The sequence below is a fragment of the Methylocaldum sp. 14B genome, assembly GCF_002005105.1.
GTDB lineage: Bacteria > Pseudomonadota > Gammaproteobacteria > Methylococcales > Methylococcaceae > Methylocaldum.
In genome coordinates this window covers 1-23189 of sequence record NZ_MSCV01000051.1, presented here as the reverse complement: position 1 = coordinate 23189, position 23189 = coordinate 1, and the positions used below count along the sequence as shown (strand labels likewise).

At 60.5% G+C, this 23189-nt stretch carries 17 protein-coding genes and 1 CRISPR repeat array; all 17 genes read left to right on the top strand.

Annotated elements, in window-relative coordinates:
* Positions 1-771: 771 nt before the first annotated feature.
* Positions 772-1068, top strand: a complete 297-nt coding sequence (locus B2A78_RS25905) for a hypothetical protein (RefSeq protein ID WP_143735310.1) — start codon at positions 772-774, stop codon at positions 1066-1068.
* A 912-nt stretch (positions 1069-1980) separates the two neighbouring features.
* Entirely contained in the window at positions 1981-4272 is a 2292-nt protein-coding gene (locus tag B2A78_RS24680; RefSeq protein WP_077732709.1) for a serine/threonine-protein kinase, read from the top strand.
* 40 nt (positions 4273-4312) lie between these two features.
* A complete protein-coding gene (locus B2A78_RS24675; protein WP_077732708.1) occupies positions 4313-5527 on the top strand; it encodes a DUF4407 domain-containing protein in 1215 nt (404 codons plus the stop codon).
* On the top strand, positions 5527-6102 hold the full coding sequence (locus B2A78_RS24670) for an FHA domain-containing protein (protein ID WP_077732707.1): 576 nt from the start codon (positions 5527-5529) through the stop codon (positions 6100-6102). Before B2A78_RS24675 ends, B2A78_RS24670 begins: the two co-directional genes overlap by 1 nt.
* A gap of 12 nt (positions 6103-6114) precedes the next feature.
* Complete coding sequence (locus B2A78_RS24665; protein WP_077732706.1) at positions 6115-7362, top strand: hypothetical protein; 1248 nt, start codon at positions 6115-6117, stop codon at positions 7360-7362.
* A gap of 3 nt (positions 7363-7365) precedes the next feature.
* Positions 7366-9207, top strand: coding sequence for an AAA family ATPase (locus B2A78_RS24660; RefSeq protein WP_077732705.1), 1842 nt, complete (start codon positions 7366-7368; stop codon positions 9205-9207).
* Complete coding sequence (locus tag B2A78_RS24655) at positions 9204-9845, top strand: 4Fe-4S single cluster domain-containing protein (protein ID WP_077732704.1); 642 nt, start codon at positions 9204-9206, stop codon at positions 9843-9845. The genes B2A78_RS24660 and B2A78_RS24655 overlap by 4 nt, the downstream gene beginning before the upstream one ends.
* Before the next feature lie 182 nt (positions 9846-10027).
* The gene (gene cmr1, locus B2A78_RS24650; RefSeq protein ID WP_077732703.1) at positions 10028-11284 is read left to right on the top strand and encodes a type III-B CRISPR module RAMP protein Cmr1; all 1257 of its coding nucleotides are present in this window, start codon (positions 10028-10030) and stop codon (positions 11282-11284) included.
* The gene (gene cas10, locus B2A78_RS24645; RefSeq protein WP_077732702.1) at positions 11278-13215 is read left to right on the top strand and encodes a type III-B CRISPR-associated protein Cas10/Cmr2; all 1938 of its coding nucleotides are present in this window, start codon (positions 11278-11280) and stop codon (positions 13213-13215) included. Before cmr1 ends, cas10 begins: the two co-directional genes overlap by 7 nt.
* 4 nt (positions 13216-13219) lie before the next feature.
* A complete protein-coding gene (locus tag B2A78_RS24640; RefSeq protein WP_168175552.1) occupies positions 13220-14335 on the top strand; it encodes a type III-B CRISPR module-associated Cmr3 family protein in 1116 nt (371 codons plus the stop codon).
* Positions 14336-14348: 13 nt separating this feature from the next.
* Complete coding sequence (gene cmr4 / locus B2A78_RS24635; RefSeq protein ID WP_205780898.1) at positions 14349-15254, top strand: type III-B CRISPR module RAMP protein Cmr4; 906 nt, start codon at positions 14349-14351, stop codon at positions 15252-15254.
* A 2-nt stretch (positions 15255-15256) separates the two neighbouring features.
* Positions 15257-15631, top strand: coding sequence for a type III-B CRISPR module-associated protein Cmr5 (gene cmr5 / locus B2A78_RS24630; protein ID WP_077732700.1), 375 nt, complete (start codon positions 15257-15259; stop codon positions 15629-15631).
* 1 nt (position 15632) lies between these two features.
* Positions 15633-16925, top strand: a complete 1293-nt coding sequence (cmr6, locus tag B2A78_RS24625) for a type III-B CRISPR module RAMP protein Cmr6 (protein ID WP_077732699.1) — start codon at positions 15633-15635, stop codon at positions 16923-16925.
* A 78-nt stretch (positions 16926-17003) separates the two neighbouring features.
* Entirely contained in the window at positions 17004-17618 is a 615-nt protein-coding gene (locus tag B2A78_RS24620; RefSeq protein ID WP_077732698.1) for a hypothetical protein, read from the top strand.
* Positions 17619-17635: 17 nt separating this feature from the next.
* The gene (locus B2A78_RS24615; protein ID WP_077732697.1) at positions 17636-18373 is read left to right on the top strand and encodes a DUF1887 family CARF protein; all 738 of its coding nucleotides are present in this window, start codon (positions 17636-17638) and stop codon (positions 18371-18373) included.
* 122 nt (positions 18374-18495) lie between these two features.
* Complete coding sequence (cas1, locus tag B2A78_RS24610) at positions 18496-21636, top strand: CRISPR-associated endonuclease Cas1 (protein ID WP_077732696.1); 3141 nt, start codon at positions 18496-18498, stop codon at positions 21634-21636.
* Positions 21633-21911 carry a CRISPR-associated endonuclease Cas2 gene (gene cas2 / locus B2A78_RS24605; RefSeq protein ID WP_077732695.1) on the top strand — a complete coding sequence of 93 codons (279 nt, stop codon included), beginning with the start codon at positions 21633-21635 and terminating at the stop codon, positions 21909-21911. The genes cas1 and cas2 overlap by 4 nt, the downstream gene beginning before the upstream one ends.
* 227 nt (positions 21912-22138) lie before the next feature.
* Positions 22139-23148: a CRISPR direct-repeat array (repeat unit 35 nt; unit sequence GTGCTTTTGAGAGAGGCCGCGAAGGCCGTTGAGAC).
* Positions 23149-23189 lie beyond the last annotated feature (41 nt).

The window sequence follows — 23189 nt, the reverse complement described above, 5'->3', positions numbered from 1 at the left end:
GATACATCGAGGTGCCGTTGCCGAGAAGTCGTCGCTTAAAAAGCTGTGGCTTCTTGAAGACCGGACAAGCGTCCGCTTCTTTGTACTTACGCTATTCTGCCGATTCTGGCGTGATCAGCGTCACATGGGGGAAAATTGACGGCGTACTTGCCCACATCGCGTGTTAACAGTGGGATGCCGAGCACCGAAGCGTGAGCTCCAATAAAAAACCGGGAGGACCCATTAACTGTCTCCGGGAAAGCCGGGGCGGTTCACCCCTTAACTCAGGTGTCTGCTGATATTGAACCACGTCACCTCAGACGCTTACGCGCAAAGGAAGACAACGACATCATCTATTAACCTTAAGTTAGTGCGGACATGACGCGATTGGTCCAGCCGAAAACGGCCTTGACTGTCTCAACAAGCTTGCCGTTGTAAGATCCTTACGAATGTCCTGTTAGGCTGATGCGCTCCAGCCAAACGGTGAGTGCAATGGTTAAAAAGCTGTTTGGATGATGGCTTTTTCGCGTTTGTATGTATCTTTCTTCAGTGAGATGCCATAGTGAGATGCCATTTATAACCGTAACCTTTCTGGGTGGAGTAGCTGCGAATGAGACTCTTGCACGAGATCGGACTGTTTTTCCCCGAGTGGTGGACTCCATGGATCGGGGTAGCTGCCATCGGGGCGGCGATTATGGGGTGGTACCGCCTAGCGGCTCCACTAGCCGCTTTTGTAGCAATCGATATAGCGGTTGTGCCTCTTCTTGAGCCGTGGATCGAGCAGGTTCCTGTATGGTTTTTAGTGTTGCTGATGCCCATATTTGCTCTACTTGTCCTGTATTCGCTTATCGCATTGATATTCGGGAAGGGGGTAGCCGATCAGGTTATCGGCCAGTTTATTGGCACATGGCTGGTGCGCTTGGCAGACCTCCTGATTGCTGGGCCATTCCGCGTTTTGTGGTGGCTGCTGCGATCAATGCTGCACCGGGGCTGAAACGTCGCTGCTGTTTTGTGTTTGTCCACCTGCTGGGAGGAAAAAGTGAAACTGCTGCAAGCCGTTCTGGTATTGTTGTTGATTTGGGGAAGTGACCTGTATCAGAGAGCGGAAGCAGGAGGCATAGCTAAAACTCTTTCTCGTTCGGCAATAAAGAGACTGTTCCGACAGGAATCCGTCCGGGATGCTGCAACTCTAGCGAAACCGCTAACGAAACCCCGTACAGTGTACCGGTACACCAGCCGCGAAAGGGCAGAGCAGGAAGTCCAGCAAGGATTGGCTCCAGGAAGGCACATGACGTCTGCGGCGCGACCGGGACGACCCTTATCCGCAGAAAGTGCGCAGCGGCGCTACGGCCTGATGGACAAGCCGGACGTCCGAGAAACCATTCGCTTGCAGCGGGGATTTCTGGTTCGTCACAATCGGGTTTGGGGTGGCGACCCAGGCGTCGGCGAAATAACCTCGTCGCAAAAGGTTCCTCCTCGCGCGATCACGTTCGCGCCGCTGAAACAGGCTGGCACTGCTTTTAAGCGGCGTTAGCCAGTATGCGCCGCAAGAATGTGCTTTGGTATGATGGCGGACACAAGCCTGAGATTATCAGCAACTAGTTTCTTGCCACTACATTCTCCGATAGATACTTTCCTGGCTTAAGATTTTGGCGGATGTAAGCGCAGAGGAGACACTGAGTGACGGTACAAAACTTTACCGCTCTTTTTGGCGGACTCGCTCAACTCATAATCGTGTCTGCAGGGGCGTGTCTGATCGCTGGAGGTATGTTCCCAGCGGTTCGGCGATTTGCGTTGCGCCTGTTCCTTTTGGGCATTTTTGTAGCTGTTATAGGCTCGATTGGACATCAGTGGTTGCCTACGACTGAAGTAGTCGGTGAGTGAGAGTTGTAGAAAGGAGAACCGCGGCTTCACGCCTTAATTAGAAACTAGATGGTTTTCGATGGGGGCAATGATGGGGAACACCGCCCGGTCGATACGGGCTAGCTGATCGCAGACTTTATGGCGAAAGTCACGCGGCGAGACCGTGAAGGACTCTTAGAATTAGAATGTGTTGGCAATCGGTTTTGTGCCCGTTTCACCGTCCGCACTCAAAACGGCGGGGCGCAGGCGGCCCTTGGCAGACATGAGCTAACGCAACTCCCAGCTTCTCTGGACGAACGGTATGAACTCGTCGATCCGCTCATCCGTGGCGTCGAAGCCGAATTGATCCTGGCAAAGGCCAAGAGCGATGGAAAGTTCGTCGTACTCAAGTTCTACTGGAAGTCCCTGCGGCCTGAGAGCGGAGTGCTAGAGCGGATTAGAACCGTCGGCTGGGAGCACGTAGTTGCTCTTCGCGAGCACGGCGAAGCGGACGGTCGCTATTATGAGGTGCTCGACTACTCGGAGCACGGCACTCTGCGGGATCTGTTGGCGGGGAGAAGACCACTGTCTCCGGAAATGTGCCGTGAAATCGTGAGACAGACGGCCGCCGCCCTAGCCCGGTTTCACGCGCCGGACGTACGCGGCAGATGCCTGGTGCACCGGGACGTCAAGCCGGAGAATGTCCTGGTTCGCGGCCGGGACCCGCTAGACCTAGTTCTGATCGACTTCGGTGTTACCGCCTGGTTTCCTTCCTCGCCGGAACGACCGGGACGGAATTTCACGGTAAGCTACGCGGCGCCGGAGGTCCTCGACGGCAAGTTTTCTCCGGCCGCCGATTTTTGGTCATTGGGTATGATCGTTCTGGAGTCCTTGACGGGGCATCATCCCTTCGAAGGTCTGGAAAACGCCTTTATCGAACGCTTGTTAAGGGATGGCTGGCCCGAAGCGCTCTATGAGGTGCACGGTGCCGCCTGGCGGGAACTGTGCCTCGGTCTTTTGACACGGGACCCAACGCGGCGCTGGGGGGAACGGGAAGTCGGAACCTGGCTCGAAAGGGCGTCTGAGCTGCATTTCCGCCAGTCGCTCGATGTCCGGTCTCACCGCACTTTCCGATTAGGGACTCCCGACGGCGCTTCGCTACGGGAACTCCTCGCGGCTCTAATCCTTCACTGGGAAGAAGGCGTGCAGCTTTTCAAGAATGGTGAAGTCGCCCAGTGGCTGAAGACTGGACTGCGGAATGAGGGACTTGCGGCGAGAGCGGAGGCCATTCTGCGAACCGAGGCGGATCCCCATCTGAAGCTCTTGCGCTTCCTGTACACGGCCGATCCGCAATTGCCTCCGGTGTGGAAGCATCTAGCCTTGAACGAAGGGGACCTCGCAGCGCTGTGCAGGGCCGCGATGGGGGGGGACGGATCAGCGCAAAGAATGGTCGAGGAGATTTACCGTTTGGACGTTCTGGGAGAACTGGAATCCCTGAGTTCTGGCCGTTCTCTCGGCGGACTGAGCTCCCGATGGCGGAGTACGGTTGCGGAATTTGAGTCCGGCCGCGAAGCCGTCGCCGCTTATGCCGGGCCGGTGGATACCCTGCCGCCAACGGAAGCGATTCTGGCGCACTTGTACCTCGCGGCATGCGATCCGGAGGTCCGCGCTCAATTGCGCGCTGATGCCGGCCGGGCGGGAAGACTGGAGGAAATACCCGCCGCCTGGCTGCTGGCGCTGGGGTGGCCTCCCGCGTCCCTGCCTCCCGGCAGGCAGCTCATCGTCTGCCTGCTCGAACCGCTGCTGGAGGAACGGGCGCGCCGTCAGCGGCGTATCCACTACGAATTCAGTCCCGGAACCCGCACTGAGGCGGGAGAACCCTTCCGATGGGGACGCAATCCGCCCCACGTAGCGTTCTCCCGCGTGCACACGGACATTCTATTCGATTGCGGAGACGCCCGGTTCACGGTCGGGTTGGCCGTGCGTTTATCCTGGATCGTCGAGAACTCGCGTATTGTTTATCTTGTCGGGCGGGGACGAATGCCGCTGCAAGGCGAACGGGAACTCGTGATTGGCGAAACCGCCGAGTTCACCCTGGTCGCCATAGGTTCGGGCGGCTTTGCTGTCAGCCGTTTGCCGCCCCTGGTTTTCGATCTACCGCAATTGTCACCGGCGGCAGAACTGTCGCGGACTACACCCGCGCTGCTGGCCGTGCCGGCATTGGCGGCCGCAGCGAAAAGCCGGGATCTGCAACCGGTGATCCGCGGGCGGGCTCCCAGCCTAAGCGCCAAAGACCTTCTGGGGGCAATTCCGTTGGCGCCCTGCCTTACCGTCGTCGATCTCGCGAGTCGAGCGGAGTTGCAGCCGATGATGGATTGGGACGGCGAAGCGGCAACCGGGCGCCAACCATGGAGGCACTGGTTATTCGGCCGGGTCGGCGCAAAGCACTGAAGACCGAGAACGATATTAGACAAACCAAGGGGGGATACACATGGCCGAAGAAAACGGACCGGAAACCGGAGCCGCACCTGGGTCCGCGGCTCCCGAGAGCGCCGACGGCGCGGAAAAAATCAAACACGACTACGGCGCGCGATTTTCCGGCCTGGAGCGGTTTTTACTGTTCTTGTCCAAGACCGATTTGCACGCCCTTCAGTTTTGCACGCCTGAAACGCGAATGACCCAGACCGCACTGGGCGTGATGGTTCTCATCACCGCATTTTTGGCGTGGGTTTCGTCCTTTTTCGCAATTCATTCCAGTTTTTTCGGAAAAGAGTCCTCCTTGTTGGGAATTGCGGTTCCCGTTGTTGTGGCGTCCGTTTATGCCTTGGCCATCGCTTTCTTCGATCGGGAAATCGTTGCGGCTACGACCAAGGTCGCCGGTATTCCGCGAGCCCTGCTCGCCATTTTGATCGGCATAGTCATCGCCTTTCCGATCAAGCTCAAGCTTTTGGAAGGCCGCATCGACGCCGAGATCGTGACCATGGTGGAAGAACGGAACAAACCGAAAACGGAGGAAATGGAAAAGTATCTCGCGGAAATCGCCGAGGAGCGGGCCAACCTGCTGGCGCCCCACCGCGCCCGCATTGAAGCCTTGCAGAGCCAGGTCCGGATGGCCATGGACGAATTGGAACAAGAACGAAAACGCGTCGCTTGCCGCGTAGTGTGTGAAAAACGCATTGAGGAACTGAAGCAGGTGCAGACGGAATATGACAAGGCACGGGATGACTTAAGAACCGTCTCGCGCGATGTGGAGGACGAACTGGCGCGGCGCTATTCCGGCTACATGACCCGGATCGAGCAGATTAGGAGGGAGATCGACGCCGAAAAACGCTCTTCCTACGACTTTTTGTCCCAAGCCATGGCTTTGAGCCGGATTATCTCGGAGAACCCCACCGCCGCCGCCGTCAGCTTATTCGTGATGTTCTTCTTCATCGCCTTGGAATTGTTCCCGGTGGTGATCAAATGGTGCCTTCCCTATTCCGAGTACAACGCCTACCTGGACGCCCGCCGAAGGCTCAACGTCAACCGGATCATTACCGTCACCAACTATAGCCTGAAAGAGATCGCCGACCATCCGGAACTTGCCCATCTGCGCGAGCTGGAAATCACCGATATTCTGGAAAAGATCATGGAGGACCGGAGCGTCGACGTACACGGCGGATTGAGGGCGTCGGAGCCGAGGTCGAATGCCGCGGGAGCAGCCTGATGTCGAAGCGATGCAGCGTATGCGGCGAACCGGTTTCCGAGGCGAGCGAAGGACCGGGGCGCTGCGCCGAGTGCGGGACTTCCTTCATGCTTTATCCGCCCCTCGATACGCCTCCGGAGCCGCCGGAACCCACTCGAGTTGGAGAGGCGGCACTCACCTCCGACGAGGCCTCGCTCTCGGCCGGTGCAGACGGGGTTTCGAGAATTTGCCCCTGCGGCGCCACGCGCGAAACCGGACAGGAACGTTGCCGCTACTGCAACCGCCCGGCAGCCGTAGAATTTACGCTCCAGTGGCCCTGGGGTGAAACCGTTGCGATACGTTCCTGCTATTTCGTCGGGCGCGTGCCGCCGGCCGGAGGGCAGTTGGCCGAGCGGCTGGAGGCCGAATTTCCCGATGTCTCCCGAATGCACGCCGAATTCTTCATCGAGGGGGAGCGTTTGTGGCTGCGCGATTTCGGCTCCACCAACGGCACCTGGTTCAACGGTGAACCGCTGGAGCCTTTTCAGCCCCGAATCCTGGAACCGGGCGACCGCGTGCGCTTCGCGGCCGCCTTGGAAATCGTCGTTTCCGATTGAGAGGAGAATGCCGTGAGCGGGCCGAAAAGCTATGACTATGACGTGGACAGCTCGGCGCTGAGCTCCTACTCCGAGCCGATCGCGGAGGTTCATCCGACGGTACGGGAGCGCCTAGAGTTGCAGGATCTTCGGCGGCAGGTTCAGGACCAGCGGCGGAAATTGGAAACCCTCGCCGCGGAGGCCAGGGTTCTCGGCGGCGAGCTCCGGCTGCCCGCCGAACCCGATGACACGTCAATCGCTTCGTTGCGTCGATGGCTGGAACAGGGAGAGGCGCACCAGCGACGGTTTCAGCAGGAACTTGACCAATTACGCCCCCCGGCCGGCCAGCGCCGGACCACCCTCTCTTTCAGCCGGGCGTCGGCGCCGGGACAACCTAAGAGCGCGGAGCAGGTGCTCGCCGATTATTTCGCGCCGCCCGCTGCCGAAAGGGACGTTGCGCCGGAAAAGTCTGATCCGTGCCGCCATGCCCGCCAGTCTGCCCAGGAAACTATCAGGCGGTTCCACAGACGCTATCCCATCCCGCTGCCCGAAGACCTCGATTGCAGCATGCAGGCGCTCGCCGCCGCTCAGGACCCGAAGATCGCCGAGAGCCTGGCCAGTCAGATTCGGGAGGGTATCGAACGCTTGACCCGGATGCTGGATTCGGAGCGGGAGGCGGCGCGCAAGCTGCTTCGGGAAATCCCGGAGTTGCAGGAAGAAGGGGTGGCCTCGGTGCGGGCCTATCTCCAGGCCGTGGCAGACGGAAAGGCCCGATTGAGCGAAGAGGATCGGCGGCGGGTGGGCGAGGTTCGGAAAAGGGTACGGACCAGGAAAGCACAAGCGGCCGCCGCCATCCTGACCCAGGCCCTCGACGATCTGGGCTACAGCGTCGAACCCATCTCGGAAACCCTGTTCGCCGAGGGCGGCCACGTGCATTTCCGCAGCACTGACATGGGCGACGACTACTTTGTCCGTCTCCGGGTGGACCCCCGCGAAGACCAAGTGAACTTCAATGTGGTGCGGGTAGGTGCGTCCGGTTCGGTGAATGCCGATCTCAAGACCGAACAGGATTGGTGCCGGAAATTGCCCCGGCTGCTAGAGGTTCTGGCAACGCGGGGTATGCGCGCCGACCCCAGGCGGCATTTGGAACCGGGAGCCGTGCCGGTGCAACAGATCCGGGCCGAAGACCTCGACCGGGATTACTGGGACCGGTTTACCGAAGAACGCAAGCGGCCCGCAGCGGGGCAAAAGACCCCGCAAACCCTCAAGAAAGGAGGTTGAGCCATGTCCGAACTCGTAGACCGCATCGCTGGCGACCGCTTGGCTCCCAAATGGTTGCGGGATTTGCTGCGGCTGCTTCTCATTCGCCCGCAGTTCATTTTTTCCGGCAATGTCCGCGATCTGTTCCTTCTGCCCGTCGCCCCAACCCACAAGATTCTCCCCCTTCGGGAATGCCTGTGGGCGGGGCTTTCGGCCAGGGGATTCGAGTGTCTGGTCCTCTACGATCCGGTGGACGGCATTACGCTATTTCCGCAGGGCGAGTCTATCGCGAGGCTCGGCGAGGAACTGGGAATCCGCACCAGCGGCGCCTCCATGCCGGCCAGCCTGGGCACGCTGTTGACAGTCATGCGCAGCGTGGCCGGCGCAAACCGGCGGGTCGCCCTGGTGGTCGACTACGCCTCCCGCCTCCCCGTGTCGCCCCAGCAACTGACCAAGGAGGAACACGATTTCTACGTGGGCTGCGAAAAGCTCGCGCGCTCCGCGACTCCTCGTTACATTAATGGAGAATCCCTGTACAACCCCATCGTTTGGCTGGTCAATCGGGTGCAGGATCTGCCCGCCTGGTTCACCCTCGACAACGATTTGATCCATGGGGTGGATATCGCCCGGCCCGATTACGACCAAAGGACCCAGGCGGCGTTCCAACTGCTGGAGAATTTTCAGGGCTATGTGGACGATCAGGATAAAATGGCTCCCTTTGCCCGAACCTTCGTCGATCTGACCGACGGTTTCTCCCTGCGGAACATGCTGGAAGTGGCGGAAATCGCTCGGGCGAGAAGACTACCCCTGGCCGACGTGGACGATGCGGTGCGAAGTTACAAGACGGGCGATCCCGGTTTGGATAATCCCTGGAAAGGGCAGGGAATCAAGGCGCGCATCGAGCGGGCAGAAAGGGAAGTCGCCACCAGGGTGCTGGGTCAACCGCAAGCGGTACGCCATGCCATGGACATTCTCAAGCGCTCGGTGATGGGCCTCACCGGCGCCCATGTCAAATCCTCACCCGGACGGCCGCGGGGCATCCTGTTTCTGGCCGGCCCCACCGGTGTGGGCAAGACCGAATTGGCCAAGGCCCTGGCCAAGGAAATCTTCGACGGGGAGCCGATCCGTTTCGATATGAGCGAGTTCTCCGCCGAGCACGCCGATCAGCGGCTTTTGGGCGCGCCGCCGGGCTATGTCGGCTACGAGGCTGGCGGCGAATTGATCAATGCCGTGCGCCAGCGGCCTTTCAGCCTGATTCTTTTCGACGAAATCGAAAAGGCCAACCCCCGAATCTTCGACAAATTCCTGCAAGTTCTGGAGGACGGTCGGTTGACCAGCGGGCGGGGCGAAACCGTTTATTTCTCCGAGAGTATCATCGTGTTTACCTCCAACAAGGGGGTGACCAAGCGGCTCCCCGATGGCTCTACTGTGCCAGTGGTCGAACCGGGGGCGCCCTACGAGCAGGTCGACACGGAAATCCGTAAAGCCCTGACCGCATTCTTCACCGAGGAGTTGTCCCGCCCGGAGCTCCTCAACCGGCTGGGTGACAACATCGTGGTGTTCGGCTTCATCGCCCCGGAAACTGCCGGAAAAATTTTCGCCGGCATGCTGGAGAACGTCCGGGCGCGCGTCAGGGACGAGCATGGCGTCGAACTGGAAATCGCGGAGCCCGTTCGGGACCAGCTTCGTGCATGGTGCACCGCAGACCTCAGCATGGGCGGACGCGGTATCGGCAGCAAACTGGAGACGACCTTCATCAACCCCTTGGCGCGCGCCCTGTTCGAGGTCGATTTGAGCGGCCGCAAGGCAGTTACGGTATCCGCCGTGGAAGACCGGGACGGCCTCTATAGCGTGACCCTCGCGTGAAGCTTTCCGTCAACAAGGCCCACTACCCGGTGACGGTACTCGGCTACGGCCGCCGCATCGGCATCTGGACCCAAGGCTGCAGCATCGGCTGCAAAGGATGCGTGTCCCAAGATACCTGGGTACGGGACGCGAACCGGGACATCCCCGTAACCGATCTGCTCGCCTGGTGCCGAGAAATGGCAAACCGAGGTCTGGACGGACTGACCATCTCGGGCGGCGAACCCTTCGAGCAGGCCGATGCGCTGGCGTATTTTCTCGCCGAATTCCGGAGCTTCGCCGAGTGCTTGCCGCGGCCGGTGGACGTACTTTGCTATTCCGGCTTGCCTTATGAGCGGATACGCAGAGAACACGCCACCCTATTGACCCAGATCGACGCCCTCGTTCCCGAGCCCTACGTGCACAAACTTCCCGGAAAGCCCCTCAGAGGTTCATCCAATCAGCCCGTCGTACCGCTCACGCCGCTCGGGCTCGAGCGGTACGGAGATCCGGATGTCTATGGCGGCAAGCGGTTTCAGGTAGCTGTCGACGGCGATCAGATCTGGTTCGTGGGTATACCGGAACGGGGCGACATGGCGCGTCTGGAAGAATACTGCGAGGCCCGCGGCTTAGTGTTCGCGGGGGGATCGTGGCGGGGATAGAGCGATCGATTGGCGGCGTTGGATAAGCGGGTGCCGTGCGCAGTGCTCGTCGCAGTCGTAACGTTCCGTAGATTCAGAGACGGTTTCGGTCTGCGGTGAAAACCGCAGACAAGCTTGTCATGTTTCATGATCGCGACAATATCGCGTAAATTTTTGATCTTCGATCATCAAGGGGGGATGAGATGACTGCCATCACAGCTCATTTTCAAATCGTCACGCCGATGTTTCTCGGCGGGGCCGGTCACGAAGCAGAAAGCATCCGTCCGCCAAGCGTCAAAGGTGCGCTGCGTTTCTGGTGGCGAGCTTTGAACTGGGGGCGTTTTCGACGGAACGCGGCGGATGACATTGCCGCTTTGCAGACGCTGCACAGGGAGGAAGCGAGATTGTTCGGTACGGCCGCGAAGGAGCGAAAAGGAGGCCAAGGAGTGTTTCTGCTGGCTGTAAGACACGCTGTTGTCGATACAGGAAAGGATTTCACCAAAAGCTTCACCGGAACAGCCTATCTCAAAGGCATGGGTCTAAATGACCGTAATGCCATTAAGCCCGGCGGCCGATTCGAAGTTGTACTGCGGTTCCGGCCCGGTCTCGATGCAGCCGATCGGTCACAGATCGAAGATGCGTTACGGGCTTTTGGCATAGCCGGTGGTTTAGGTGCGAGAAGCCGGCGGGGGTTCGGTTCCGTCGTTCGCTTAATGGCTGATGGCAGGAACGGCCATCGTCTGCCCACGGAAACGGAATTAAACGGGGAAATCGTCTGGCTGAAGAAACAGATACCCAAAAATAGTGGACCAATTCGATCTGCTCCACCGTTTTCGGCTTTTGCCGATGGATTCGCATTGGGCTACACCGGCCCGGTTCGCGCCGAGAACTCGGACGTTCTCGAAGATATAGGCGCTAAATTCAATCGATTCCGAACCAATGGCACGGCGGCTATTTATAAAAGGGATAAAACAACCAAGCAAATGGTAATTGATCGTGCCGCAAAACCCGGGTGTCGTATTGTTGGTTCCGCGGATATTCCGATAACAAACCTTCGTTTTTTTGCTACCGATCACCACTCGGTACATGCCATTGCGAGAGCCCGCAGTATACCGACAGGAACGACTGGTCCCGAGCGTTCGATCTTCGGCCTGCCTCATCCTTATCGTTTCAGCTCGCTGAAAGGCACGAATGTGGTTTTCGATTATGCACCGAACCCCAGCAACCCGTCTCGACGCGCCAGTCCCTTATTCATCCATGTCTGCGCATTTCGCGACGGAAATGAGAATGAGAGATATATGCCATTGATTTTGTTGTTGGAATCTCGCTTTTTGCCCCGCGGCGCCCAATTACGTGTGAAGGTTGGTTCTCTCAGTGTGGGAAGCGTACCGGTACCGGTTTCCTTTCAACCCGTTAAAGATTTCTTGTCCAGCGGCACTACGGGGCTAATGTCATGGTAGACAATAACCATTGCTTCCATTTCACCCTCGGCCCGGTTCAAGGCTTCGTGGCCCAGGCGCGTCGGACGCGAGATTTCTGGGCGGGATCGTTTCTGTTGTCCTGGTTGTCGGGCGTGGCGATGGCGGCGACGGAAAAGCTGGGCGGAATGATCAAGTTTCCAGAGCCGCCGGGGGGCTATCTCGACTGGATCAACGGCGAAGGAAAGGGCGAGCCGCCGCGCCAAGGCGCGATTCCCAACCGCTTCAAGGCCAGTGTACCGGCGGATTTCGGCGGCAAACTCGTCGCCAAGGCCGTGCGTCGCGCGTGGCAGTCCTTGGCGGAAACAGTCTGGGAAAAGGACTTGGCGCCGATCTTGACGTCGGAGGAGCGGGACCGCGTCCGCGCCGTCTGGGACCGTCAGCATCGGCATTTCTGGGAAATCACCTGGGTGGTCACTAGCAACGAGGCGGAGTCCAACCTGCTCGATCGCCGCAAGAACTGGCGCAATCATTTGCCGCCCGCCGAGCCGGGCCGTAAGTGCATGATCATGGAAGGCTGGCAGGAGCTTTCCGGCATAGAAGGCATGTCGGATTCGGACAACGAGCAGCGCCGGAAGTTTTGGCGCGAAATCAACGCGAGATGCACCGACCTGCGTGAGAACGAAATGTTGTGCGCCATGGCTTTCGTCAAGCGCCGCTTCGTGCGCTGGTTCGGCGACTTCGCGGCCGAAATTCCTTTAGAAGATAGGACAACCATCCGCATCCAGGGCTGGCCGCTCAAGTCCAATAGCCCTTCGGTGGCTTATATGGCGGCGGTGCACTGGCTGGAAACACTACTCGAACACGCCGACCGCGCCGAATTAGAAGCTTTGTTCGAAGCGGCGCGAGACGCGGGCGCGGATTGTGGCGAATGGGACACCCGCATCCGGTGTCTGGACCGGGCTTTGCAGAAGAACAAGCTGTACCCGGAGGGACGGAAATTCATTTCCCTCGACGGCAACCTGTTTTTCGACACGGCTCAGCGACAGCCGGAACGTTACGGACTGAATGAAAAAGTGGGCGAGGTCAAGAGACTCTTGGCCGATTTCGGGGATTCGAAGGAGAACTTCGCTCGGGCCGTGCTGTCGCCGTTCTACGCCGTGCTTCTGATGGACGGCGACAGACTCGGTGTCCACATGGGCAATCCGGACAATCAAGAGAAGATCGCAACGGCGTTGAACCGGTTCACGACGGACGTCCCCGGCATTGTCGAGGAAAACAACGGATTCCTGATCTACGCCGGAGGCGACGATGTGCTGGCCCTGCTGCCCCTGGAGGATGCGTTGGCCTGCGCCGCGGCGTTACGGCGTAAGTATCTGGAGTGCTTCGAGAGCAGCGGCATACCGACCACCCTGTCGGGAGCGGTGATTTACGCCCATGTCAAAGTGGCCTTGGGCGAGGTTCTGCACCAGGCGCATCACGTGCTGGATGATATCGCCAAGGATGGCGCCGGGCGTGACGCCATTGCGGTGCGGGTATTGAAGCCGGGCGGCGAGCACCTGACCTGGGCGCAGCCGTGGAAAATCGCCTTGAAAAACGGAACGGTGGAAATCGCGCATCTTGCCGACCTTTTTCAGAAAGCCGAATCGAGCCAGGAGCCGGGACAATTTTCCAGCAAGTTCTTTTACCGGATGCGGGAACGCTTCACGGTATTGCAGGGCCTCGATTCTCACCAGGCAGCCGCAAACGTGCTCGCCGCCGATTACATCGCCTCGGGTCCCGCCAGGGAAAGCGGCAAGGCCGCTACCCTGGCGTGTGCCAAGGAAATCGTCGGTCCGCTGTTCGACCAGTGCCGTCCGGTGGTGCGAACCGCGGATATCGATGACCCGGTGCAGTGGACGCGAAAAAAGCCGGAAGCAGACGGCGCGCTGTTGGTGCGGTTCCTGGCGCAAAAGGGCGTGGAGCGGAGATAAGCCCATGGAAACCTTGATTTTCGAAGCGAACGATACCCTCTTTTTCAAAGAAGCACGGCCCATGGAGGCAATCGGCGCCAAACCTCTGGAAGGGCGGTTCCCGCCACCGGCGCGCACTATGGCCGGAGCGCTCAGATCCCTGGTGGGGAACGCCCTCGGCGCGGACTGGCCGAAATACCGCCGGGGCGACCCCAGTCAGCAGAAGATCATCGACGTGATCGGAAAAGCGAGCGATCCGGGCCTCGGTGCGCTCGCTCTCACCGGTCCCTTCCCGATGCTCGGGGGCGAACGGCTCTATCCCGCCCCGCTCTCGCTTCTGAAGACCGACAGCGGTTTCGTCCATCTGCGGCCCGGTTCGGTGCCGGTGAACTGCGATCTGGGCCGGGTTTATCTGCCGGAACTCGCCGAATCCGCTCCGGGTGCCAAGCCCCTGGAAAACGTTTGGCTAACCCGGAACGATCTGCAAGCCGTTTTATCCGGGGACATTCCGAAAAAACCGCTGTCCGCCTCGTGCTTGTATGACCCCGAGCCGCGGCTGGGCATCGGCTTGGAGCACGCCCGTCACGGTATCCGGGAAGGAATGCTCTATCAGACGGTCCACGCCAGGCCTCGCGCCGATGTCGTGATTGGCATCGGCGTCGAGGGACTGGCCGCTGACCTCGGTCGTGGAAACACGTTGCTCCGGCTCGGGGGCGAAGGGCGTTTCGCCGCCGTTCGCCGGGCGGAAGCCTTCCAGCCCGTCCAGGTCGACAAAGTCGACCGAGCGCGCGGCGTGCTGTTGGCGCTGTTGACCCCAGCGCGCTTTGAGGAGGAGCGCTGGCTTCCGCGGGAGTTGGAGGAGCGGACCGATGACAAGGGAGCAACGGTATGGAAAGGCGTGATCGCTGAAGTCACTCTGACGGTGCGGGCTGCCGTTCTCGGCAAGAGCGTTCGCGAGGGTGGCTGGGATCTGGCGGCGCACCGGCCGCGTCCGGCGGAGTCGCTGGTGCCGGCGGGCAGTGTGCTGTTCTGCACGGTCGAAGGCGATATCGCCCAGGCTGTGGGCAAACTTCAGCATAAGAAGATTGGATTGAATCCGGAATTGGGGCGCGGCGAAATCGCTGCGGGTTACTGGCTATAGGGGAAGAAATGCTATGCAAATGACGACGACGGCCCTGTTGGGGCTGCACGCTGAAACCTCCATTCATGCCGGCGCCGGGGCGGCGCTGGACGTGGTCGATCTTCCCATTCAGCGGGAAGCGCACACCGGTTGGCCCTGTATCTTCGGTTCGGCGGTGAAGGGCGCTTTAAGGGCCGCCGCGACGGCCCGCAAACTGCCGAAGATCGAGGTGATCTTCGGACCGGAAAACGGCAACTCCTCCGATTACGGCGGTGCATTGCTGGTCGGAGATGCGCGGCTTTTGCTGCTGCCGGTCCGTTCGCTGACAGGACATTTCAAATGGGTTACTTGTCCGGCTGTTTTGCGCCGCCTGCAGCGGGACGCGGAACGGGTGGGGCTTTCCGGATTCACTTTCCAGATGCCCGATGTGGGGCCGGCGCAAAACGGCGTTCCCCGCGCCAAGGCCCTAGCCGCCGATTCCGCTTTATACCTGGAGGAATATAAGTTCGCGGTCGACGCGGATCCGGCTTTATCCTCGGTCATCACCGCGATCGCTGGGTTATCGGGGGTCTCCGGCTTTGCCCAGGACTTGCAGCGGCAATTCGTGCTCGTCTCGGACGAGGACTTCGCGATCATCAGCCGCTACGCCACCCCGGTAACGCCGCATGTGGCCTTGGATTCCAAGCCCAAGAGAGTCCGGACCGGCGCGCTGTGGTACGAAGAAACCCTGCCGCCGGAAACCCTGCTGTACGTAAGCCTGATCGCCAACGATGCGCGTAAGCCGGGGAACGGTGGGATGACCGCCGCCGAAGTGTTGAAAGCTGCGACTGACGAACTGTTCAAAAAACCGTATCTCCAAGTGGGCGGTAACGAGACGGTGGGCATGGGCTGGTGCAAAATCGCGGTCCATATACAGCAAAACGGAACGATGGGGGGGTGAACATGCCGGTGCAAACCATCGAACAACAGCGCGCCGCATTCGCTTTGGAGTGGGCGACGGGAGCGAATCCTGGCCAGTGCGGCGGGCGTATTTCCATGGAACTCAAGTCGGCCGCCGAAAGCTTTCCCTCGCTGATTCTCAAGAATGGCTTGGGGCAGGCTGCGGCGTTCTATAAAAGCAAGGACGACAATCACAAAAAGCTTTACAAGCTGCTGTCCGACTGGCTCACCGGGCCCGGGCAGGCCTATGCCGGGCAGGATGATCTGCTCGTCGGGATCACCCGAGGCGCTCAATACACCTACCGGGCCGCTCAGGCCGAGGCGCTGGCATTCCTATTGTGGGTGAAGAAATTCGTCAAGGCCTACGGAGAGAACTGAAATGCCCAGGCAATCGAATCTACCGCTTTACAGCGGCGCCCGTTTCCAAGCCGAGGGGCACACGATCAAACCGAAAGACGGGCAGCATCCGGGACTGGTCTGGGAACGATTCTTCGACGGCTATATGGCCGATTTTGCCGGTTTCCTCAATCTGCCGGAACGACGCGATCCGCGGACCAAAGATATCGTGCAGGAAGCCCAGCAGGGCAAGGCGGACTTCATCGAGGGTTTTGCCAAGACCGTCGATGGCGGGTGCCGCTCCTTCGCCCTCCGGCAGATGGCGCTGCTGCATGCCCTCGGAGGCGAATCCCGTGTGTTTTCGCTGGCTTGGTACTTCGCTACCGGCCTCGGCAACGATCATCCCACCGAGAACGGTTTCACTTGGCATCCGACGCTGGGGACGCCCTATCTGCCCGGTTCTGGCGTCAAGGGCCTGGTGCGCGGCTGGATGGAGTGGAATGACCCGAACGACGCCCGGATCGAGCCTTGGTTCGGCACACAAACCAAAGAGAAAGAGGAAGTCGCCGAGCGGTCCGGCTGGTTTTCGTTTTTCGACGCCGTTCCGATCGGAGCGGTCAAACTGGGAGCCGACGTCATGACGCCTCACTGCGGCGACTGGTACGAGAAGGGCGATGACATCCGCGCGATCAATGGCGAACCCGATCCGGACGTGGTTCCGGCCGATTGGCACAGTCCGGTGCCGGTCCCTTTCCTGGTGGTGAAACAGGCTTCCTTTCTGTTCGGCGTGGCGGTACGGGAAGGCTTGCCGGATCGCGATCTCGAAGACGCGAAGTCGGCGCTGCCGCAAGTCATGGAAATATTGAAGGACGCCCTGCAATGGGCCGGCGCCGGTGCGAAGACGGCGGTGGGCTACGGACGGATGGAGCCTGACGAAGAAGCGTACGAATCGCTGAAGAAAGAGATGGACGACGCTGTCGATGCGGAACGAAAAGCGCGGGCGGCTGCGGAGGCCGAGCGGCGGGAAGCGGAGGAAGCGGCCGGGGAATCCCGAGCGATCGCTGCTTTGAGCCCCCTGGATCCGGAACTCGAGAGCAAGGTTGCCCGCGTGATCGCGACTTGGCCCGAAAAGGGGCTTCCCGCTTGGCAGAAGCTGCACCAATCCCTGTTTGCTGCGTCCCCGAGTTGGGCGGACGCCGAAAAACCGAAAGTTGCCGCAAGAGTGCGGGCGATGATGGAAACGGCAGGTACGTGGGTGCCGGACGAAAATAGCAAAAAGGGTCACAGGGCGCGGCAAATACAGGCACTGCTGGAGCAGCACGACCGGCAGACCTGATCGGCAGAATTCGCGCTGAGCCGGTCAGTCCTGTCTGGGCCATCAGTCAGACGAGAACAACGAGGAGAAAAGCAAACCATGAACCACACCATGCTTCGCGAACTATTCCGTTTCTCTTTCAGCAATCGTCGAATGTACTTCACTGCCGCGATGCTTCTTTTGGCTATCATCGTGCTCGACTTTGCATTGGGCGGCAAGCTGCTCACAGAGGAGGATTCTTTCTGGAACGGCTTTCTTGATCCGGTGGTCGGTCTGGGCACCTTGTTTACCGCCTTCGCCGTATGGTGGGGAGAAATGAGCCAGGATTGGCGCGACAATCTGCCGAAGCGGCTGACCGTGGATTTTCTATTTAACAGGCGTCGCGTGATGCGCTGCGAAAACGCCTATCTCGCCGGCGAATCGGATATCCGTGCGCTGAGTATGCAGATCGGTGCCCAGATGGTTAAAGCACAGCTGGACTTCAAGGCGGCGTTCGTGAAATCACACGGAGGCGAAATTCGGAAGTCCGAGGACGGGGGGTTCGAATTGCATTACAGGGCGACGTTCGAACTCACCAAACTGCCGGAAAAGCTGGAGAAAATGTCAACCGGGCAATATCTCTCGTGGTGTCCTCCGTTTGATGAAGTTGAAGTGAAGCTTATCGAGGAGCAAGAGGAGGACGCACCTATATCGACGGCTTCCATGGGTCGGTAGGTACGGAGTCGCTATTCATGAACCGAATCGCCCACCTCCTCGAACAACGGGGCGCGAGTCTCGATCCGGGTGAACCGTGTCCGCCCCACTGGGCGAATCTGGCGCGGATGCTCGCAAGCCGTTACCCCGTTTTCGACGGCATCCGTCCACGCCTGGGGTACACGGAACCTTTCGCCGCCGAATCGCCGCAGGAACGGCAGCTGTGCGAAACGCTGGCGCAATCGGGCTTTTTGACGAGGGAGCGGCAATCGTACTACCGCCGCTCCGATGACAGCCGGAAAGTCCGCTTTCTCACCGGCGGCTGGCTGGAGCATCTCGCGGCGCTGGCGCTGGAGGAGGCGGGAGCGGAAGCGGCCTTGCCTTCTACCGTACTGTACTGGAAGGTGGACGAGTACGACGGCAAGAACGAGGTGGATGTCATCGCCCGCCGGGGGAATCGGCTGATCTTCGTCTCCTGCAAGTGCCTGAGGGCTGCGTTCGATGATTCTCAGAACGGGGCTGCCCGGCTTCGAACCAAGCTGATGCAATACGTGCTCGAGGCGGACGACCTCGCCGACCACTTCGGCCGGCCGGGAGATGCCGTCGTACTGGTGGTCACGACCGATCTCATCGACGAGATCAACGGCGACCGCAGCCGTTATCCGGCCCTTTTCGGTAAGGCAAGGGCCTTGGACGTGGAGCTGATCAGCCTGGAACACCTTTCGTGGGGACGTCTTCTCGCCCGCATGAAGGCCCTGTTGGGAGAACGTTCGTGACGGTGTTGGGGCTGAAATCTTTCCCGGTGACGGGAATGGCGCGTGGTCCGGATTATGGCGGCATTCCGGCCTGCTGGACCTGCCGCCATTCATGGTTTTCCCGAAAAGACAACTGATCGCCTATGGCTGAAGATACACGGGAAACGGGAGCTAGAGTTAAACGCGGCAACGTCGCCGGCGATTCCCGTCATTCCGGCTCAATACGGTCGGGTTCTCCCATTCTGTCTTTATCGTCCGAGACTCCCGCGGCTCAATTCGCTGTCGGCAAATCGGCACAAGAGGGAGAGCGGACTCAAGATGACGTGACTTCCTTTGCCAGCGGCAACCGACTGCCGCTGGAAAGCCTGCTTCCATTGCGGGCGGCGGTGGTCACCCTACGGTTCACGGCGCAGGCGAATCTCGCTACGTTCCACGCCCCGGCGCTCACCGGTTTCCTGCGGACGCTGTTGCAGGAAGCCGCCGACTATGATCTTCACCTCACCGTGGATGCGCCGGAATCCGGGAGGACCGCCTACCGGGCCGGCGACCGCTACCGTTTCGCTCTCTACGGCTCCTCCGGCGGCGAGAATCTGCTGGGGCAGGCGCTGCAAAACCTTGCCAAGCTTCCCGTGAGCGCCCGGCGCAGCGACCCGGCCATGCCGTTTCGGGACAATCTCGTTTTCGAGGAAGCGCGGGACCTCTTTACCGGACGACAGGCCATTTCCGTGGACCAACTCACGCCTTATTCGGAATCCGAACTCGATCGGGAGGCCGCCTGCTGGCGCGAGGCGGATTTCGCGCGGGTACGCTGGCTGTCCCCGGTCCGCCTGCTGCTGGAAAAGGAAAGGAGAGCGGGGCGCCGGGGCGAGCTCCGCTACTGCCGGGACCGGCGAGAGGTGAGCTCCGAGTTGCTCTGCGCCCGCGCTCACGACGCTTTCGCCGATCTGTTGCGCCGCCGCGGCGTCGAACCTGGGTCGCGCGGACCGGCGCCCGTTCCGGAAACGGTCGACATGGATCTTTTTTGGGTGGACAGCCGTTATCGGGACGAGCAGGGCAATGAACAGGCCATGGGCGGGCTGATGGGCGTGGCCGACCTCGGTGCCGGGCCGGACCGTCCGATCGAGTTTTGGCGGCTCTGGGTGCTCGGTCAATATCTCGGCATCGGACAGCGGCGGGCGTTCGGCTGGGGCCGCTACCGTCTGGAAAAGCGAGACGGCGGAGGGACCTTGCAGCGGACCGCTCCCACCGCTTCGCTTCTGGGCCGGGCCGCCGAGGAGGAGAACCTGAGCCAGGCCTATGCCGCCATCCGCGCCAACGTGCGGCCCCCCGCCAAGACGCTCTCCGACGACGAATGGCCGGAGCCATTGTCGGAAAAAGAGGAAGACGAGGAACCGGACGATGCCCCGGCGGAACGCCTGGCGCGGCTGGGCCGGAGTCTCGCCGCCGGCGACTATCGACCGCCGTCCCTTAAAGGTGTGGTCGTGCGCGAACCCGACGGTGACCTGCGAGCGCTGGCGGTGCCGCCGTTCTTCGACCGAGTGGCGCAGCGGGCCGTGGCGCAAGTGCTCGGAGCCGCCATCGAACCCTTGCTTTCCCGGGGCAGCTTCGGCTATCGGCCGCGACGTTCCCGGCACGGCGCCGCACTCGCCATCCGCGACGCCTATCGGGAGGGCTACCGCTGGGTGTTCGAATCCGACATCGAGCATTTCTTCGACAGCGTCCGCTGGAGCCATCTTCACAATCGCCTGTCCGCCCTGTTCGGCGACGATCCCGTGGTGCCGCTGGTCCTCCGTTGGATGAGCGCTCCGGTGGAATACCGGGGCCAGCGCATCGAGCGCTCGGCGGGCCTGCCCCAGGGGGCGCCCCTGAGCCCCCTCATGGCCAACCTGATGCTGGACGATTTCGACGGCGACTTGGAAGCGGCGGGTTTCCGGCTGATTCGCTTCGCTGACGATTTCGTGGTGCTGTGCAAGGACCGCGAGCGGGCGGAAGAGGCGGCTCGTGCGGCGCGGACTTCCCTGGCGGAGATCGGGCTCGGCCTCAATGCGGGGAAAACCCGCGTCACCGACTTCGAACGGGGCTTCGAATACCTGGGCTACGTATTCGTCAACGATATGGCGCTGGACGCGGCCGGGGAACGCCGAAAAGAACCCGCTGCGGAACCGAAGGCGCCCGCCGGTTGGCTGGCCGAGGCGCAGCGGTGCGAAGCCACACCGGATCTTGCGGAGAATACCGCTCCGATTTCTGTACAACCAGGGGCCGGCATTATCCATTCGGCATCGGCCGGGGAGGAAGGCGCCGTGGTCTACGTGACCGGTGCCCCGGCGCTGATCGGCGTTTCCCAAGGCAGGCTGGAAGTCCGCCGGGAAAGCAAAACGCTCCGCAGCGTGCCGCTCAGCGCGGTGCGGACCTTGGTGTTGATCGGACCTCACCACCTCACCACGCCCGCCCTCAAAGCCGCCCTCCGAAATCGTTTGCCCGTCCATTTCGCCGACAGTATCGGGCGCTATCAGGGCGTTTTGTGGGACGGCCAGCCGGGAGCGGAGGGTGCGGAACTGTGGCTCCTGCAAGCGGCCCGCAGCCGCGAGCCGGCATTTTGTCTGATGGTCGCGCGCCGCCTGGTGGAAGTCCGGCTCCGGCACCAGCGGGAAGTGCTGCGCCAGCGGGATGCCGAAGGTTCCGCCCGCGATGAGCGGGCGGCGATGGAGACCTTGATCCTCAAAGCCGGTAGGGCGCAAAGCCGCGACGAATTGAACGGTCTCGAAGGGCAGGGCGCTAAGCTGTATTTCCGAATCCTTTCCCGTTGGATACCGGCGGAATGGGGATTCGACGGGCGGGAGCGGCGGCCGCCTCCGGACCCTTTCAATGTCCTGTTGTCCCTGGGTTACACGATCTTGTACGCCCACGCCGAAACCAGCCTCCGGGCGACGGGCCTGTTGCCCTGGCTGGGTTTTTATCATCAGCCGCACGGACGGCATGCGACGCTGGCTTCCGACCTGATGGAACCTTTCCGTCACCTGGTGGAACGCACGGCTCTGGCCATGGCGACCCAGGGTCGGCTCAAGCCCGACGATTTCACGATCGGTGCCGACGGCTGCCGGATGAAGGAAGCACCTAGGCGCGAGTATCTAGCGGCGCTGACGGAGCGTTTCGAAAAGCCGATCGCCGGGCTGGATGACCAGGAATCCCTGCGGTTGTGGGAACATCTGCACCGGCAAAACCTGAGGCTCATCGACAGCCTGCGGAAGCCGTCTGTGCTTTTCAAGGCCTGGTGCATGCGATGAGCTTCTATCTCGTGTGCTACGACATCGCCGACGAGCGGATTCGCGAGCGGGCCGCAGATATCCTTCTGCGCTACGGGGAACGGGTTCAGGAGTCGGTGTACGAGGTATGGCTGCGGGACGGGCGGACCCTGGCAGAACTCCGCGACGAGCTGTCCGAAGTGCTGGGCGAGGAGCGGCAACTCAGGTTCTACCGGCTGTGCGGACGCTGCCGGCGGGATTCGGAAAGCCTGGACGGCTTGCCCGTCGCCAGCCTTCCGGCGGCGATCATTCTTTGATACCGTGCGGAACCCGGTAAATTGAGAATCACCGTGTGGAATCAGCCACTTGAATCGGAAATTCTGAAAAAATCCGGGCAAATCGCCGCCGATATTTCAAAATCAACGGCTTATGCTGATTTTGCAGCCGTTTTTGGGGTGGAGCGGCGATTTTCAAGGCACGATCTTGACCCTTCCGCCGAATCGGCTATGCTGGGCCGCGGCGGATGGGGGGTTCGGAAGGCGCCGTGCTTTTGAGAGAGGCCGCGAAGGCCGTTGAGACATATCAGCAGATTTGCGTCGATGCTACGTCCCTGCGTGCTTTTGAGAGAGGCCGCGAAGGCCGTTGAGACAAGCACTCTCTAAGGCAAGACCGAGCCGATAAAGGTGCTTTTGAGAGAGGCCGCGAAGGCCGTTGAGACTGGTGACGCAAGTCGTGTCGGTTCAAGTCCGACCGTGCTTTTGAGAGAGGCCGCGAAGGCCGTTGAGACACGAAACCGTTACCAGTCCAGAGGCACGTTTTTTTTGGTGCTTTTGAGAGAGGCCGCGAAGGCCGTTGAGACCTTCATCGCACCCTTCGCTAGATACACATACATCTGTGCTTTTGAGAGAGGCCGCGAAGGCCGTTGAGACGTATATCTCCTGTAGTGAAGGTGTAAGAAAAAACGTGCTTTTGAGAGAGGCCGCGAAGGCCGTTGAGACTGCCTGGACCAGGTCGTTAACGTCAGACTGGCCAAGTGCTTTTGAGAGAGGCCGCGAAGGCCGTTGAGACTCAGCTTCATCCAAAGCTTGATGTTTCTTGATTTCGTGCTTTTGAGAGAGGCCGCGAAGGCCGTTGAGACGTGGGACCCGGCGGCGGCGAGCAGCGCTGTTTCCGTGCTTTTGAGAGAGGCCGCGAAGGCCGTTGAGACAGTTGGCGGGAAATGGTGAGCATGATTTCCTTACGTGCTTTTGAGAGAGGCCGCGAAGGCCGTTGAGACTTATCGAAATAACCGGCGACTGACTTGTTGTCGTGTGCTTTTGAGAGAGGCCGCGAAGGCCGTTGAGACGTATGCTCTGGGGCGGCATGCTGCCCGTTTGGGGTGTGCTTTTGAGAGAGGCCGCGAAGGCCGTTGAGACCCATAATTATGAAGGCAGAGGTGGCTAAAGCGAGAGTGCTTTTGAGAGAGGCCGCGAAGGCCGTTGAGACCAAGATCCAGACAATCGACCCTCCGACAACCAACGTGCTTTTGAGAGAGGCCGCAAAGGCCGTTGAGACGTAATTACAAAGAGCGGCATAGGAATGGCTTGTTTAACGTG